Here is a 14,904-nt window from a genome sequence, read left to right as displayed (position 1 = left end):
AGGACGGGCTTATGCGCACAGGGATGATGGCGCTGGCGGTCGGTCTGCTGGCGCCGGTTTTTTTACCGGGCTTGCCGCCGGTCGGGTTATTGCTGGTGTTGCCGTGGGTGGCGCTGATGCTGCTGCCGTTTCGCAGCTATCCACTGGCGTTTTTGCTGCTTGGATTTACATGGGCGGGTTTCAACGCGCAAATGGCGTTGAATGATCGACTGCCTTCCCGGCTGGATGGCGAAACGCGCTGGGTGGAAGGGCGCGTCGTCGGCTTGCCGCAGAATGCCGAGGGCGTCGTGCGCTTCGAACTGGCCGATGCGCGCTCGCGACACGAGAAACTGCCGTCGCTGATGCGTCTTGCCTGGTACGCCGGGCCTGAGGTCAGCAGTGGCGAACGCTGGCGACTGGCAGTCAAGCTCAAGCGCCCCGGTGGCCTGCTCAATCCGGATGCGTTTGATTACGAAGCCTGGCTGCTGGCGCAGCGCATCGGCGCTACCGGGACGGTGAAGGATGGTCAGCGCCTGGCGCCGGCGCAGTGGGCCTGGCGCGACAGCATTCGCCAGCGCCTGCTTGCAGTGGATGCCCAGGGGCGTAACGGCGCCTTGGCCGCGTTGGTGCTCGGCGATGGTTCCGGCCTCAGTCGCGAAGACTGGCAGATCTTGCAGGACACCGGCACCGTGCATCTGCTGGTGATTTCCGGCCAGCACATCGGGCTGTTGGCAGCGTTGATGTACGCGCTGGTCGCCGGGTTGGCGCGATTCGGATTTTGGCCGTTGCGTTGGCCCTGGCTGCCTTGGGCGTGCGGTCTGGCATTCACGGCGGCGCTGGGTTACGGCCTGCTGGCCGGATTCGACGTGCCGGTCCGGCGGGCCTGCGTAATGGTTGCGCTTGTGTTGCTGTGGCGATTGCGATTTCGCCATCTCGGTGCCTGGTGGCCGTTGCTGCTGGCCTTCAACGGTGTGCTGTTGATGGATCCGCTGGCCAGTCTGCGCCCGGGGTTATGGCTGTCCTTTATCGCGGTCGCCGTGCTGATCTTTACCTTCGGTGCCCGTCTGGGGCCGTGGCGCTGGTGGCAGACCTGGACGCGCGCGCAGTGGTTGATCGCGATCGGCTTGTGCCCGGTGCTGGTGGCGTTGAGCCTTCCGATCAGTCTCAGCGGACCACTGGCCAATCTGCTGGCGGTTCCGTGGGTCAGTTTTGCGGTGCTGCCGCCGGCGTTGCTGGGCACATTGCTGCTGCCGATCCCCTATGTCGGGGAAGGGCTGCTGTGGCTGGCCGGTGGACTGATCGACGGGTTGTTCCGGGCACTGGCCCTGATTGCCGGTCGTTGGCCAGCGTGGGTGCCGACGACGATGGAGTGGTGGGTCTGGGCGCTGGGAGGTCTTGGTGCAGTGCTGTTATTGCTGCCTCGGGGCGTTCCCTTGCGTCCTTTGGGCTGGCCATTGCTGCTGGTGCTGGCATTTCCGCCCCGGGAACGCCTGGCCGAAGGCGTAGCGGATGTGTGGCAACTGGATGTCGGCCAAGGCCTGGCAATTCTGATCCGCACCCGGCATCACACCTTGCTGTACGACAGCGGTCCGCGTTTCGGCGACTTCGACCTCGGCGAGCGAGTGGTGCTGCCGGCATTGCGCAAACTGGGGGTGGAACACCTCGATCTGATGCTGCTCAGCCATGCCGATGCCGATCACGCGGGTGGCGCACTCGCCGTGGCGAAAGGATTGCCGGTCAGCCGGGTCATCAGCGGCGATCCGCCGGGGCTGGCCGAAGAACTGAACGCGGAGGCCTGTGAAAGCGGCCGGCAATGGCAGTGGGACGGCGTTGCCTTTCATCTATGGCAGTGGGCCGACGCCCATGACAGCAACCAGCGTTCCTGCGTGTTGCAGATCGAAGCCAACGGCGAACGGTTGCTGCTGACCGGCGACATCGACAGCGCCGCCGAACGGGACCTGCTCAACAGCGCGCTGGCAGTTCAAACCCAGTGGCTGCAAGCCCCGCACCATGGCAGCCGCAGTTCCTCATCGATGGCCTTGCTCAAGGTTTTGCAGCCCCACGCCGTGCTAATTTCCCGAGGGCAGGGCAATTCATTCGGCCATCCGCACCCGACGGTCACCGCCCGCTACCGCAAACAGGGCATACACATCCATGACAGCGCCGAACAGGGCGCCATTCATCTGCAACTGGGGCGGTTTCAGCCGGCCCGGTCGATGCGTCAACAACGCCGCTTCTGGCGCGACCCGCCGTTGCCGGGGGCGGAGTACCGTTGAGCACGGTCGTCGGGGCGACGGGTCTTTATCGCGAACCGGTATGGTAAAGTGGCGCACTTTTTCGAGGGGGCTGTCACTGTGTGGGAATTGGTCAAATCCGGCGGCTGGATGATGTTGCCGATCATTCTGAGTTCCATCGCCGCCATGGCGATCGTCGCCGAGCGCCTGTGGACCCTGCGCGCCAGTCGCGTCACCCCTGAGCATCTGCTGGGTCAGGTCTGGGTCTGGATCAAGGACAAGCAGCTCAACAAGGAAAAACTCAAGGAATTGCGCGCCAACTCGCCGCTGGGTGAAATCCTCGCCGCGGGCCTGGCCAACTCCAAGCATGGTCGCGAGATCATGAAAGAGTGCATTGAAGAAGCCGCTGCCCGGGTCATCCACGAGCTGGAACGCTACGTCAACGCGCTGGGCACCATCGCTGCCATGTCGCCGCTGCTCGGCCTGCTGGGTACGGTGCTGGGCATGATCGATATCTTCAGTGCGTTCACCGGTTCCGGCATGACCACCAACGCTTCGGTCCTGGCCGGCGGTATTTCCAAGGCGCTGATCACCACCGCTGCGGGCCTGATGGTCGGTATTCCGGCGGTATTCTTCCACCGTTTCCTGCAACGCCGCATCGATGAACTGGTGGTGGGCATGGAACAGGAAGCGATCAAACTGGTGGAAGTGGTACAGGGCGACCGTGACGTCGATCTGGCCGGGGAAAAAGCGTGAAATTCCGTCGCAAACCCCGGGAAACCATCGACATCAACCTCGCGTCGCTGATCGACGTGGTGTTCATCCTGTTGCTGTTTTTCGTCGTGACCACCACCTTCACCCGCGAAACCCAGCTGCGCGTCGACCTGCCGGAAGCGGTCAGCGGTTCGCCAGCCGAGGATCAGCAGGTCAAGCAACTGGACGTGGCCATCAGCGCCGAAGGCGTGTTCTCGGTGAACAACAAGATTCTGCCGAAAAACGATCTGGCGACCCTGATGGAAGCCATGCAGAAAGAAGCCAACGGCGACACCAACATGCCGTTGTCGATCAGTGCTGACGGCAAGACTCAGCACCAATCCGTGATCACCGCCATGGACGCGGCCGGCAAGCTCGGTTTCAGCCATCTGCGCATGACCACGGTCGAGGCGGCGCCCAAATCCTGATGGCCATGTCCGATCGTCTGCTCGCCGCGTGGTATCAGGGGCATCCGGCCCTGACGCTGTTGCGGCCGCTGGAGTGGCTGTACCGCCGCGTCGTGGCCGGCAAGCGTCAGCGTTTTCTCGACGGCGAGGGTGAGATCTATCAATCCCCGGTGCCGGTGATCGTGGTTGGCAATATCACCGTTGGCGGCACCGGCAAGACGCCGATGATCCTGTGGCTGATCGAGCACTGCCGACGCCACGGGCTGCGGGTCGGTGTGGTCAGCCGGGGTTACGGCGCCAAACCGGCGCAACTGCCATGGCGGGTCGAAGCTGATCAGACTGCCGACATCGCCGGCGACGAACCTTTGCTGATCGTGCAGCGCACCGGCGTACCGCTGATGATCGACCCCGATCGCAGCGCCGCCGTCAGAGCCTTGCTGGACAGCGAGCCGCTGGATCTGATCCTGTCCGATGACGGCATGCAGCATTACCGCCTCGCGCGGGATCTGGAACTGGTGCTGATCGACGCCGCCCGTGGTCTGGGCAACCAGCGATGCCTGCCCGCGGGCCCCCTGCGCGAACCGGCCGAGCGCCTGCAAAGCGTTGACGGTGTGCTGTTCAACGGCGCCCTTGAGGATCGCGACGGCGGTTTCGCTTTCCGCCTCAAGCCGTCGGCGCTGGTCAATCTGCGCAGCGGTGAGCGCCGGCCGCTCGATCATTTCCCGCCCGGTCAGGCCGTGCACGCGGTCGCCGGGATCGGTAACCCGCAACGTTTCTTCAATACCCTCGAAGCGCTAGACTGGCGGCCTGTGCCCCACGCGTTTGCCGACCACGCCGAATACAGCGTGCAGGCCTTGAGTTTCACGCCGTCATTGCCAGTGGTGATGACTGAAAAGGACGCGGTGAAGTGCCGTGCCTTCGCTGCCGACGACTGGTGGTACCTGGCGGTCGATGCCGTGCCGTCGCCGGCCTTCGTGGCCTGGTTCGACACACAGTTGATGCGCCTGTTGCCGGATCGTCTTTTGCCTTAATCCGTTTTATCCAGGGAATGTTCATGGACACCAAATTGCTCGACATCCTCGCGTGCCCGATCTGCAAAGGCCCGCTCAAGCTCAGCGCCGACAAGACCGAACTGATCAGCAAGGGCGCCGGCCTGGCGTACCCGATCCGCGACGGCATCCCGGTCATGCTGGAAAGCGAAGCCCGCACCCTGACCACCGACGAGCGTCTGGATAAATGACCACAGCCTTCACCGTTGTCATCCCGTCGCGATACGCCTCGACCCGTCTGCCGGGCAAGCCGCTGCTGGATATCGCCGGCAAGCCGATGATCCAGCACGTCTGGGAGCAGGCGAGCAAAAGCAGCGCCAGCCGTGTGGTCGTGGCGACCGACGATGCGCGCATTGTCGAGGCCTGCAAGGCTTTCGGCGCCGAAGTGGTGCTGACCCGAGAAGATCACAACTCCGGCACCGATCGTCTGGCTGAAGTGGCTGCGAAGCTGGGTCTGGAGCCGGATGCCATCGTGGTCAACGTGCAGGGTGACGAGCCGCTGATCCCGCCGAGCGTGATCGATCAGGTCGCCGCCAACCTCGCGGCCCACACCGAAGCGCGCATGGCCACCCTGGCCGAGCCGATCGAGGATGTGGAAACCCTGTTCAACCCGAACGTGGTCAAGGTTGTCAGCGACCTCAACGGTCTGGCGCTGACCTTCAGTCGCGCGACCCTGCCATGGGCCCGCGATGCGTTCGCCAAGAGCCGCGACGTGCTGCCGGAAGGCGTGCCGCATCGTCGCCACATCGGCATTTATGCCTACCGCGCAGGCTTCCTTCAGGACTTCGTGAGCTGGGGCCCGTGCTGGCTGGAAAACACCGAGTCCCTCGAGCAGCTGCGTGCCCTCTGGCACGGCGTGCGGATTCACGTGGCTGACGCGTTGATCGCGCCGCCGACCGGGGTCGACACCGCCGAAGACCTCGAGCGCGTCCGTCGCCTGCTGGAGGCCTGATGCGCGTTCTGTTCGTGTGCCTGGGCAACATCTGCCGTTCGCCCACCGCCGAAGGTGTGTTGCGCCACAAGTTGCGTGAAGCGGGGCTGGCGGATCAGGTCGAAGTGGCCTCCGCCGGCACCGGCGACTGGCACGTCGGCAATCCGCCGGACAAGCGCAGCCAGGCTGCGGCCAAACTGCGGGGTTATGACCTGTCGGCGCAACGCGCTCAACAGGTCAGCCGCGCCGATTTCGCCAGCTACGACCTGATCCTCGCCATGGACAACAGCAACCTGCGCAACCTCAAGGCCTTGCAACCGTCCACTGGCAAGGCCGAGCTGGATCTGTTCCTGCGCCGCTATGCAGGTGTGGTCGATGAGGTGCCGGATCCGTATTACGACGGCGATCAGGGTTTCGAGCAGGTGCTGGATCTGATCGAGCGTGCCTGCGATCAGCTGTTGATCGAAGTGAAGGGGCGGTTATGAGTTTGCAGGTACAGCCGCAGGTTTCCCTGAAACCCTTCAACACCTTCGGCGTCGACGTTCGCGCGCAGCTGTTTGCCGAAGCCCACAGTGACGCCGATGTGCGCGAAGCCCTGGCTTACGCGACTTCCCACGACGTGCCGTTGCTGGTGATCGGTGGCGGCAGCAATCTGTTGCTCACGGCGGACATCCCGGCGCTGGTGCTGCGCATGGCCACTCGTGGCATTCGCGTCATCAGTGACGACGGCAATCGTGTGGTGATCGAAGCCGAAGCAGGCGAGCCGTGGCACCCATTCGTGCAGCACACGCTGGCGCAGGGTTTTTCCGGGCTGGAGAATCTCAGTCTGATCCCCGGCACTGTCGGCGCCGCGCCGATGCAGAACATCGGTGCCTACGGTGTCGAGATCAAGGATGTGTTCGCCGGCCTGACGGCGCTGGATCGCCAGACCGGCGAGCTGCGCGACTTCAGCCTGGAAGAGTGCAACTTCGCCTACCGCGACAGCGTGTTCAAGCAGCAGCCGGGGCGTTGGCTGATCCTGCGGGTGCGCTTCGCGCTGGATCGAGTCGCGCATCTGCACCTGGAATACGGCCCGGTGCGGCAGCGCCTGACCGAGCAGGGCATCGAGCAGCCGACGCCGACGGATGTCAGTCGAGCGATTTGCAGCATCCGCAGCGAGAAACTGCCGGATCCGGCGGTGCTCGGCAATGCCGGCAGCTTCTTCAAGAACCCGCTGGTGTCGGCGGCGGTGGTCGCACAGATCAAGGCGCAGCACCCGGATCTGGTGGCTTATGCGCAACCGGACGGCCAGATGAAACTGGCGGCCGGCTGGTTGATCGAGCGCGCCGGCTGGAAAGGTTTCCGTGAAGCGGATGCCGGCGTGCATAAATTGCAGGCGCTGGTGCTGGTCAACTACGGCGCGGCGACCGGGCTGCAATTGCTCGATCTGGCCCAGCGCATCCAGAAAGACATTTCAGAACGTTTCAATGTCGAGCTGGAAATGGAGCCCAATCGCTATTGAGGCTACGCTTTCAAGGCTGAACCCAAAGCCCTGCACTATTTAAAAAGTGCAGGGCTTTTTTGTTAATCGCGGGTTAACGTAGCCAGCTAACGATACCAGTCATTTGCTCCACCAAAGGCCCGGTGCAGACGTTCCCGTCGGTACAAGAGAGCCTGATTAGCCTGAGCCGATCTGCGCGAACCACCACCGTCCCTGCGGTGGCAGATGGCTCGACCCCATAACCTCCACGAATATGCGGGCGTGCCCATGATTACCCTGAAACTCAATGGTCAAGACCATCCACTCGATGTCACCGAGGACATGCCCCTGTTGTGGGCGATCCGTGACGTCGCCGGTTACAACGGCACCAAGTTTGGCTGCGGCATGGGCCTGTGCGGTGCGTGCACCATTCATATCGACGGCGCGCCGGCGCGCAGTTGCATCACCCCGATCGGTTCGGTGGTCGGGCAGAACGTGACCACCATCGACAACCTGCATGCCGATCCGGTCGGTCAGATCGTCCAGCAAGCCTGGCTCGACACGGCTGTGGCCCAATGCGGTTACTGCCAGGGCGGGCAGATCATGTCCGCCACCGCGTTGCTCAAGACCAATCCGAACCCGAGCGACGAGCAGATCGAAGAAGCGATGGTCGGCAACATCTGCCGTTGCGGCACCTACAACCGGATCAAGACCGCGATCCGTCAGGCATCCACTCACCTGAAGGAGGCCAAGGCATGAGCCGTCTACCGAACGATTTTGCCCTGAGCAACCTGAGTCGCCGGGGCTTCCTCAAGGGCGTCGGCGCCACCGGCGCGCTGGTGCTGGCGGCGAGCTGGGGCTGGCAGGATGCGCTGGCCGAAGACAAGCCGAAGCAGTTCGGCGCCGACGGCATGCCCAACGGCTGGATCGACGATCCGAAGGTCTACGTCAGTATTGCCGCTGACGGCACGGTGACCGTGGTCTGCAACCGTTCGGAAATGGGCCAGGGCGTGCGCACCAGCCTGACCATGGTAGTCGCCGATGAACTGGAAGCCGACTGGGCGCACGTCAAGGTTCAGCAGGCGCCGGGTGATGAAGTGCGCTTCGGCAACCAGGACACCGACGGCTCGCGCAGCATGCGTCACTGGTACGAACCGATGCGCCGTTGCGGCGCCGCCGCCCGGACCATGCTGGAGCAGGCTGCCGCTGCGCAGTGGAAGGTGCCGGTCGGCGAATGCCGCGCGCAACTGCATAAAGTCATTCACACACCGTCCGGGCGCGAGCTGGGTTACGGTGAGCTGGCCGCTGCGGCCAGTGCGCTGACAGTGCCGGCCCGTGACAGCCTGCGGCTCAAGCAACCGTCGGAATTCCGCTACATCGGCAAGGAAGGCACCAAGGCCATCGACGGTGCCGACATCGTCAATGGTCGCGCGGTGTACGGGGCCGACGTGCATTTCGACGGCATGCTGTTCGCGGTCATTGCGCGTCCGGCGGTGTACGGCGGCAAGGTCAAGTCGGTCGACGACAGCGCCGCGCTGAAAGTGCCGGGCGTCCTCAAAGTCATCCAGATCGAACCCCGGCCATTGCCTTCGGAATTCCAGCCGTTGGGTGGCGTGGCCGTGGTGGCCAGCAACACCTGGGCGGCATTGAAGGGGCGTGAAGCGTTAAAGATCGAGTGGGACGATGGCCCGAACGCCACTTATGACTCGGTCGCCTATCGCAAGGAGATCGAAGCCGCTTCGCTGAAACCGGGCAAAGTGGTACGCAACACCGGCGACATCGACAAAGCGATCGGCAGTGCAGCCAGCACGCTCGAAGCCTCTTATTACTTGCCGCATCTGGCTCAGGCGCCGATGGAGCCGATGGTCGCCATCGCCCGTTACAAGGATGGCACCTGCGAGGCATGGGCACCCAGCCAGGCGCCGCAGGTCACCCGCGAGCGCATCGCCGAACGCCTGGGGCTGCCGTTCGATAACGTGACCTTCAACGTGACACTGCTCGGCGGTGGTTTCGGCCGTAAGTCGAAACCGGACTTCGTCGTTGAAGCTGCCGTGCTCTCCAAGGAATTTCCTGGCAAAGCAGTGCGCGTGCAGTGGACTCGGGAAGACGACATCCACAATTCGTATTTCCACACCGTGTCCGCCGAATACCTCAAGGCCGGTGTGGGCAAGGATGGTTTGCCGTCCGCCTGGTTGCACCGCACGGTGGCGCCGAGCATCACCGCGTTGTTTGCGCCGGGCATGAACCATGAAGCTGCGTTCGAGCTGGGCATGGGCTTTACCAACATGGCCTACGCGATTCCCAACGTGCGCCTGGAAAACCCTGAAGCCACGGTGCATACGCGAGTCGGCTGGTATCGCTCGGTGTCGAACATTCCCCATGGTTTTGCGATCCAGAGCTTCGTTGACGAACTGGCGCACAAAGCCAAGGAAGATCCGCTCAAATACCAGGTCAAGCTGCTCGGCCCGGATCGGCAGATCGACCCGCGCACGCTCAGTGAAGAATGGAACTACGGCGAATCCCCCGAGCGTTATCCGATCGACACCGGGCGCATGCGCACCGTGCTGGAAACGGCAGCCAAGGCGGCAGGTTGGGGGCGTCAATTGCCCAAGGGCCGTGGCCTGGGGCTGGCCGTGCATTACAGCTTCGTCACCTACGTGGCGGCGGTGATCGAAGTCGAGGTCAAGGACGACGGCACGCTGATCGTGCACAAGGCCGATATCGCCGTGGATTGCGGCCCGCAGATCAACCCCGAGCGGATCCGTTCGCAATTCGAAGGCGCCTGTGTGATGGGCCTGGGCAATGCCGTGTGGGGCGAAATCAGCTTCAAGGACGGCAAGGTGCAGCAGGACAACTTCCATATGTATGAAGTGGCGCGCATGTCGCTGGCGCCGAAGGAAGTCGCGGTGCATCTGGTGACGCCGCCGGGTGAAGTGCCGTTGGGCGGTGTCGGTGAGCCCGGCGTGCCGCCGATTGCGCCGGCTCTGTGTAATGCGATCTTCGCTGCCACTGGCCAACGCATTCGCAACCTGCCGGTGCGCTACCAGTTGCAGGGCTGGCAGAAGGCGCAAGCGTGATGGACAGCGCCGATCTGAATGTCCTGCGCAGTGTGCTCGAATGGCGTCGTGCCGGGCAGCGGGTGGTGTTGTTCACCGTGGTGCAGACTTGGGGCACCGCGCCCCGGGCGCCCGGCGCGATGCTGGCGTTGCGCGAAGATGGCGTGGTGATTGGCTCGGTGTCCGGCGGTTGCGTCGAGGACGATCTGATCGCCCGGCTTCACGATGGGCGGATTCCCGCCAACGGGCCGCCGGTGCAGTTGATCACCTACGGCGTGACACAGGAAGAGGCCGCGCGCTTCGGCCTGCCATGCGGCGGCACCCTGCGCCTGACCGAGGAGCGGGTCGGCGATCCAGCGTGGGTCGCCGAGTTGCTGGATCGTTGCGAGGCTCATGAAATCGTCGCGCGCGAGCTGAATATCGGCACTGGCGAAGTGGTGTTGCGAGCGGCCGGCAAGAGCGACATCTTGAGCTTCGACGGCCAGACCCTGCGTGCCATTTACGGCCCGCGCTGGCGCCTGCTGTTGATCGGCGCCGGGCAGTTGTCGCGGTATGTGGCCGAGATGGCGCGATTGCTGGATTTCGAAGTACTGATCTGTGATCCGCGCACCGAGTTCGTCTATGGCTGGGAAGAGCAGCATGGACGTTTTGTCCCCGGCATGCCGGACGAAGCAGTGCTGAATATCCAGACCGATGAACGCACGGCGATTGTCGCGCTGACTCACGACCCACGGCTGGATGACATGGCGTTGCTTACGGCGCTCGACTCCAAGGCGTTCTACGTCGGCGCACTCGGCTCACGGGTCAACAGCCGCAAGCGTCGGGAAAATCTGGCTGAGCTAGGCTTGTCGGAAGCGGCCATCGCCCGTTTGCACGGGCCGATCGGTTTGCATATCGGCAGCCATTCACCGGCGGAAATCGCCCTGTCGCTGTTGGCGGAAATCGTCGCGATCAAGAATGGTGTCGAGCTCAAGCAGAAGAAGACACTGGAGAGCGTATGAGCCGATCCATCGGAGTGATTGTGCTGGCGGCGGGCGAGGGCAGCCGCTTTCGCGAAGTGGCGGGTGCCGACAAGGACAAGCTGCTGGCTGATTGCACCGGGCGCGACGGCGCGGTGCGTTCGGTGATCGAGCAGGTGTTGGTGAACCTGCCGGCGAGTCTCGACAAGCGAGTGCTGGTGACGACCCAGGCGCGACCGCAGGCGATGCGCATGGCGCAGGCCTACGGGTGTGACATTATCTCGATCGAGTCCACGGGAATGGGCGACAGCATCGCGGCGGGTGTGGCGGCTTGCCCGGAAGCCGATGGCTGGCTGATTGTGCTGGGCGACATGCCGTTCATCCTGCCGTCGAGTATTGAGCGGGTCGTGGCGGCGATGGCCGAGGATGCGGTCAGCGTACCGACGTTGAACGGTGATTATGGGCATCCGGTCGGGTTTGGCCGCTCGTTCGCCGCAGGGCTGATGGCTTTGTCCGGTGACCGGGGCGCCAGACCGCTGTTTGCCCAAGGACGGGTGATTGAAGTCGCGGTGGATGACCCGGGTGTGGTGTGGGATATCGATGTACCGGATGCGCTGGTGTTCCCGCCATCCTGATAAAACCTTGAGATATAAAAAAGCCCCGCCTGGATCACCAAGCGGGGCTTTTTAGTGGCTTTTGGAATCAGACGAGGGGTTTAGGCTCGTGTTCTTTTTCCTGGGCCTCTTCGTGTTGCTCGACCGCTTCCTGAACGGAGCGTGGTGCTTCGGCAATCACGGCTTCAACGGCAACTTCCTCAGCGACCGGGGCAGGAGCCGCCTCGACCACGTCGGCAGCTGGAGCAGCAGCGGCGGCAGCCAGCTCGGCTTCCTTCTGCAGACGCTCTTCTTCACGCTTGCGACGACGCACTTCGCGCGGGTCGTTCGGCGCGCGCCCGCTTGGGGTCAGGGCGCTGACCGGAGCAGCTTCAACCACTGGCGCTGGTGCTTCGGCTACTACTGGCGCTTCAACCACAGGGGCTTCAACGACCGGTGCCGGTTCAGCAACAACTACTGGCTCGGCAGCCTTGGCTTCTTCAACAACAGGCGCTTCAACCACTGGCGCTGGTGTTTCAGTGACAGCCGGCTCGGCGACCCAGTTGAACGCGGTCTGTTCTTCGCGAACTTCACGCACGGTTTCGGTCACGGTTTCAGCGACGGTTTCGACAACCGACTGTTCAGCGACGGCTGGCGCTTCAAAGGACACAGCTGGTTCGGCAGCGACTTCAACCTGAGGCTGAGCTTCGCGAGCCGGAGCTACTTCGACTTCCGGAGCAGCAGGTGCTACGACCGGAGTGGTGGCTTCAACAACCGGCGCTTCTACTGGAGCAGTTTCCAGTGTTGCAGCGGTAGCGCGTTCAGCTTGCTCGTGGGCCTGAGCTTCAGCTGGAGCGCTGATCACGGTGCTGGCAACAGCAGCGGTCACAGCCAGGCCAGCGGCCAGATCGGCAGTGCTTGGCGCTTGAGCGTTTTCGCCGGACTCTGACTCTTCCGAACCTTCGATCACGTTGCCGTTGGCATCACGCTGACGCTCGCGACGGTTGCTGCGACGACGCTGACCACGGGAGCGGCGGCGTGGACGATCGCCTTCGGCGTTCTCCGAACCGTCTTCCGGCAGTTGCTCTTCGTTGGTGGTGATTTCTTCTTCAGCGACGGCAGCAGCGGCCTGTTCGGCACGCGGTTGACGCTCTTCACGCGGAGGACGTGGCGCACGCTCTTCACGTGGCTGACGGGCCGGACGCTCTTCAGCGGTGGCGGCGGCAGCAACGGCCGGAGCGGCATCCAGCGGCTCGCGCAGTTCACGTACGCGTTCTTCACGCTCGCCACGCGGCTTGCGATCTTCGCGCGGAGCACGTGGTGCACGTTCTTCACGAGGGGCGCGTGGTGCGCGTTCTTCGCGGGCTACCGGTGCTTCGTCACGGGATTCGCGTGGCTCGCGGACTTCACGTGGTTCGCGCGGCTGACGCTCTTCACGCGGCTCACGTGGTGCGCGCTCTTCACGCGGTGCACGCTCTTCGCGCGGCTTGCGTTCTTCATCGCGGCGACCGTTACGGTTGCGGCTCTGCTGACGACCGTTGCGACGCTCTTCGTTGCGGGCCGGACGCTCGGTGGCTGGTTTTTCAACCACAACCGGAGCAACTGGCTCTTCCTTGGTGGCGAACAGGCTGACCAGCGACTTCACCAGGCCTTTGAACAGGCTTGGCTCTGGCGCGGCAACCGGAGCAGGTGCCGGGGCTGGCGCGGCGACTTCGGTCGGAACCGGAGCGTTGGCGCGGGCCGGAGCAGTCTTGACCGCGGCTTCCTGGCGAACCAGGGTGCGGGTCGCGGCGGCTGGCTGGACGTCTTCGACATCGGCGGCAGCGGCAGCGATTTCGTAGCTGGACTGGTTGGTCGCGGCTTCCGGGCTGTCGTCACGCAGACGCTGAACTTCGAAATGCGGGGTTTCGAGGTGATCGTTCGGCAGGATGACGATGCGGGCGCGGGTGCGCAGTTCGATCTTGGTGATCGAGTTGCGTTTTTCGTTGAGCAGGAACGCGGCCACCGGGATCGGCACTTGAGCGCGAACTTCGGCGGTGCGGTCTTTCAGGGCTTCTTCTTCGATCAGGCGCAGGATCGCCAGGGACAGCGATTCGACGTCACGGATGATGCCGGTGCCGCTGCAGCGCGGGCAGACGATGCCGCTGCTTTCGCCGAGCGAAGGACGCAGGCGCTGACGGGACATTTCCAGCAGGCCGAAGCGCGAGATGCGACCGATCTGCACACGGGCGCGGTCGGCTTCCAGGCATTCGCGGACTTTCTCTTCCACGGCGCGCTGGTTCTTGGCAGGGGTCATGTCGATGAAGTCGATGACGATCAGGCCGCCGATGTCGCGCAGGCGCAACTGACGGGCGATTTCTTCAGCCGCTTCAAGGTTGGTCTGCAGGGCGGTTTCTTCGATGTCGCTGCCTTTGGTGGCGCGCGCCGAGTTGATGTCGATGGACACCAGGGCTTCGGTCGGATCGATGACGATGGAGCCGCCGGACGGCAGTTCGACGACGCGCTGGAAAGCGGTCTCGATCTGGCTTTCGATCTGGAAACGGTTGAACAGCGGAACGCTGTCTTCGTACAGCTTGATCTTGCTGGCGTACTGCGGCATCACCTGGCGGATGAAGGTCAGGGCTTCGTCCTGGGCTTCAACGCTGTCGATCAGCACTTCGCCGATGTCCTGGCGCAGGTAATCGCGGATGGCGCGGATGATCACGTTGCTTTCCTGGTAGATCAGGAATGGCGCGGAACGATCCAGCGAGGCTTCTTTGATGGCGGTCCAGAGTTGCAGCAGGTAATCGAGGTCCCACTGCATTTCTTCGCTGCTGCGGCCAAGGCCGGCAGTGCGCACGATCAGACCCATGTCGGCCGGAGCCACCAGACCGTTCAGCGCTTCACGCAGTTCGTTGCGCTCTTCGCCTTCGATGCGACGGGAGATGCCGCCGGCACGCGGGTTGTTCGGCATCAGAACGAGGTAACGACCGGCCAGGCTGATGAAGGTGGTCAGGGCTGCGCCCTTGTTGCCACGTTCTTCTTTTTCGACCTGAACGATGACTTCCTGGCCTTCGCTCAGGACGTCCTTGATGTTGACGCGGCCTTCAGGGGCTTTCTTGAAGTATTCGCGGGAGATTTCTTTGAGGGGCAGGAAGCCGTGGCGCTCGGAGCCGAAATCGACAAAGGCAGCCTCAAGGCTTGGTTCGATGCGAGTGATGCGGCCTTTATAGATGTTGGCCTTTTTCTGCTCGCGTGCACCGGATTCGATGTCCAGGTCGTAGAGGCGCTGGCCATCTACCAGTGCAACACGCAACTCTTCGGGTTGAGTTGCGTTAATCAGCATTCTTTTCATGTAGTACCGTCGGTTTCCGGGCTGCCGGAAACGGCGTTCGGCACACACGACTTCTCACGGTCGGTGTCAGGTGCGTCGGGAGTGGTTGGCCATTCCCGTGTCCAGCGATGTCCGGCCAATTGGGCCGTTATCGCGACGTACGCGTCCTGC

Annotated in this window: 13 protein-coding genes; 12 read left to right on the top strand and 1 reads right to left on the bottom strand. The window is 63.4% G+C overall.

Translation table 11 applies throughout. From position 1 onward, the window contains the following. Window positions 1–11 precede the first annotated feature (11 nt). The 12 genes from AC0R79_RS22715 to AC0R79_RS22660 all read left to right on the top strand — a co-directional run bounded on the left by AC0R79_RS22715 (window position 12) and on the right by AC0R79_RS22660 (window position 11,462). Window positions 12–2,255 carry a DNA internalization-related competence protein ComEC/Rec2 gene (locus AC0R79_RS22715; RefSeq protein ID WP_474731757.1) on the top strand — a complete coding sequence of 748 codons (2,244 nt, stop codon included), beginning with the start codon at window positions 12–14 and terminating at the stop codon, window positions 2,253–2,255. A 78-nt stretch (window positions 2,256–2,333) separates the two neighbouring features. Continuing rightward, window positions 2,334–2,969, top strand: a complete 636-nt coding sequence (locus tag AC0R79_RS22710) for a MotA/TolQ/ExbB proton channel family protein (protein ID WP_007950766.1) — start codon at window positions 2,334–2,336, stop codon at window positions 2,967–2,969. Next, window positions 2,966–3,394, top strand: a complete 429-nt coding sequence (locus AC0R79_RS22705) for an ExbD/TolR family protein (protein ID WP_007950767.1) — start codon at window positions 2,966–2,968, stop codon at window positions 3,392–3,394. The genes AC0R79_RS22710 and AC0R79_RS22705 overlap by 4 nt, the downstream gene beginning before the upstream one ends. Then, window positions 3,394–4,404, top strand: coding sequence for a tetraacyldisaccharide 4'-kinase (gene lpxK / locus AC0R79_RS22700; RefSeq protein WP_474731756.1), 1,011 nt, complete (start codon window positions 3,394–3,396; stop codon window positions 4,402–4,404). The genes AC0R79_RS22705 and lpxK overlap by 1 nt, the downstream gene beginning before the upstream one ends. Before the next feature lie 23 nt (window positions 4,405–4,427). Then, window positions 4,428–4,613 (top strand): Trm112 family protein, encoded by a 186-nt coding sequence (locus AC0R79_RS22695; RefSeq protein WP_003174668.1) that lies wholly within the window; start codon window positions 4,428–4,430, stop codon window positions 4,611–4,613. Continuing rightward, a complete protein-coding gene (gene kdsB / locus AC0R79_RS22690) occupies window positions 4,610–5,374 on the top strand; it encodes a 3-deoxy-manno-octulosonate cytidylyltransferase (protein WP_474731755.1) in 765 nt (254 codons plus the stop codon). The genes AC0R79_RS22695 and kdsB overlap by 4 nt, the downstream gene beginning before the upstream one ends. After that, window positions 5,374–5,838, top strand: coding sequence for a low molecular weight protein-tyrosine-phosphatase (locus tag AC0R79_RS22685; protein WP_007950772.1), 465 nt, complete (start codon window positions 5,374–5,376; stop codon window positions 5,836–5,838). The genes kdsB and AC0R79_RS22685 overlap by 1 nt, the downstream gene beginning before the upstream one ends. Then, window positions 5,835–6,854, top strand: a complete 1,020-nt coding sequence (gene murB, locus AC0R79_RS22680; RefSeq protein ID WP_474731754.1) for a UDP-N-acetylmuramate dehydrogenase — start codon at window positions 5,835–5,837, stop codon at window positions 6,852–6,854. Before AC0R79_RS22685 ends, murB begins: the two co-directional genes overlap by 4 nt. Before the next feature lie 246 nt (window positions 6,855–7,100). Continuing rightward, window positions 7,101–7,571, top strand: a complete 471-nt coding sequence (locus AC0R79_RS22675; protein WP_039770687.1) for a (2Fe-2S)-binding protein — start codon at window positions 7,101–7,103, stop codon at window positions 7,569–7,571. Further along, complete coding sequence (locus tag AC0R79_RS22670) at window positions 7,568–9,889, top strand: xanthine dehydrogenase family protein molybdopterin-binding subunit (RefSeq protein ID WP_474731752.1); 2,322 nt, start codon at window positions 7,568–7,570, stop codon at window positions 9,887–9,889. The genes AC0R79_RS22675 and AC0R79_RS22670 overlap by 4 nt, the downstream gene beginning before the upstream one ends. After that, window positions 9,889–10,869, top strand: coding sequence for an XdhC family protein (locus tag AC0R79_RS22665; protein WP_474731751.1), 981 nt, complete (start codon window positions 9,889–9,891; stop codon window positions 10,867–10,869). Before AC0R79_RS22670 ends, AC0R79_RS22665 begins: the two co-directional genes overlap by 1 nt. Beyond that, complete coding sequence (locus AC0R79_RS22660; RefSeq protein WP_103386990.1) at window positions 10,866–11,462, top strand: nucleotidyltransferase family protein; 597 nt, start codon at window positions 10,866–10,868, stop codon at window positions 11,460–11,462. Before AC0R79_RS22665 ends, AC0R79_RS22660 begins: the two co-directional genes overlap by 4 nt. Window positions 11,463–11,529: 67 nt before the next feature. Here AC0R79_RS22660 and rne read toward each other — a convergent pair whose 3' ends face one another. After that, window positions 11,530–14,754, bottom strand: a complete 3,225-nt coding sequence (gene rne, locus AC0R79_RS22655; protein ID WP_163976118.1) for a ribonuclease E — start codon at window positions 14,752–14,754, stop codon at window positions 11,530–11,532. Window positions 14,755–14,904: the final 150 nt, after the last annotated feature.

It is taken from the genome of Pseudomonas sp. HD57-3, assembly GCF_056113135.1.
Note: the sequence above shows the minus strand (reverse complement) of the source record. Positions and strands in the feature narration are given on the sequence as shown.

Bases quoted from the DNA above. Each gene is read 5' to 3' on its own strand.
- AC0R79_RS22665 (WP_474731751.1), top strand. From the start codon at position 9,889: ATGGACAGCGCCGATCTGAATGTCCTGCGCAGTGTGCTCGAATGGCGT.
- AC0R79_RS22715 (WP_474731757.1), top strand. From the start codon at position 12: ATGCGCACAGGGATGATGGCGCTGGCGGTCGGTCTGCTGGCGCCGGTT.
- kdsB (WP_474731755.1), top strand. From the start codon at position 4,610: ATGACCACAGCCTTCACCGTTGTCATCCCGTCGCGATACGCCTCGACC.
- murB (WP_474731754.1), top strand. From the start codon at position 5,835: ATGAGTTTGCAGGTACAGCCGCAGGTTTCCCTGAAACCCTTCAACACC.
- AC0R79_RS22685 (WP_007950772.1), top strand. From the start codon at position 5,374: ATGCGCGTTCTGTTCGTGTGCCTGGGCAACATCTGCCGTTCGCCCACC.
- AC0R79_RS22675 (WP_039770687.1), top strand. From the start codon at position 7,101: ATGATTACCCTGAAACTCAATGGTCAAGACCATCCACTCGATGTCACC.
- lpxK (WP_474731756.1), top strand. From the start codon at position 3,394: ATGGCCATGTCCGATCGTCTGCTCGCCGCGTGGTATCAGGGGCATCCG.
- AC0R79_RS22660 (WP_103386990.1), top strand. From the start codon at position 10,866: ATGAGCCGATCCATCGGAGTGATTGTGCTGGCGGCGGGCGAGGGCAGC.
- AC0R79_RS22695 (WP_003174668.1), top strand. From the start codon at position 4,428: ATGGACACCAAATTGCTCGACATCCTCGCGTGCCCGATCTGCAAAGGC.
- rne (WP_163976118.1), bottom strand. From the start codon at position 14,754: ATGAAAAGAATGCTGATTAACGCAACTCAACCCGAAGAGTTGCGTGTT.
- AC0R79_RS22670 (WP_474731752.1), top strand. From the start codon at position 7,568: ATGAGCCGTCTACCGAACGATTTTGCCCTGAGCAACCTGAGTCGCCGG.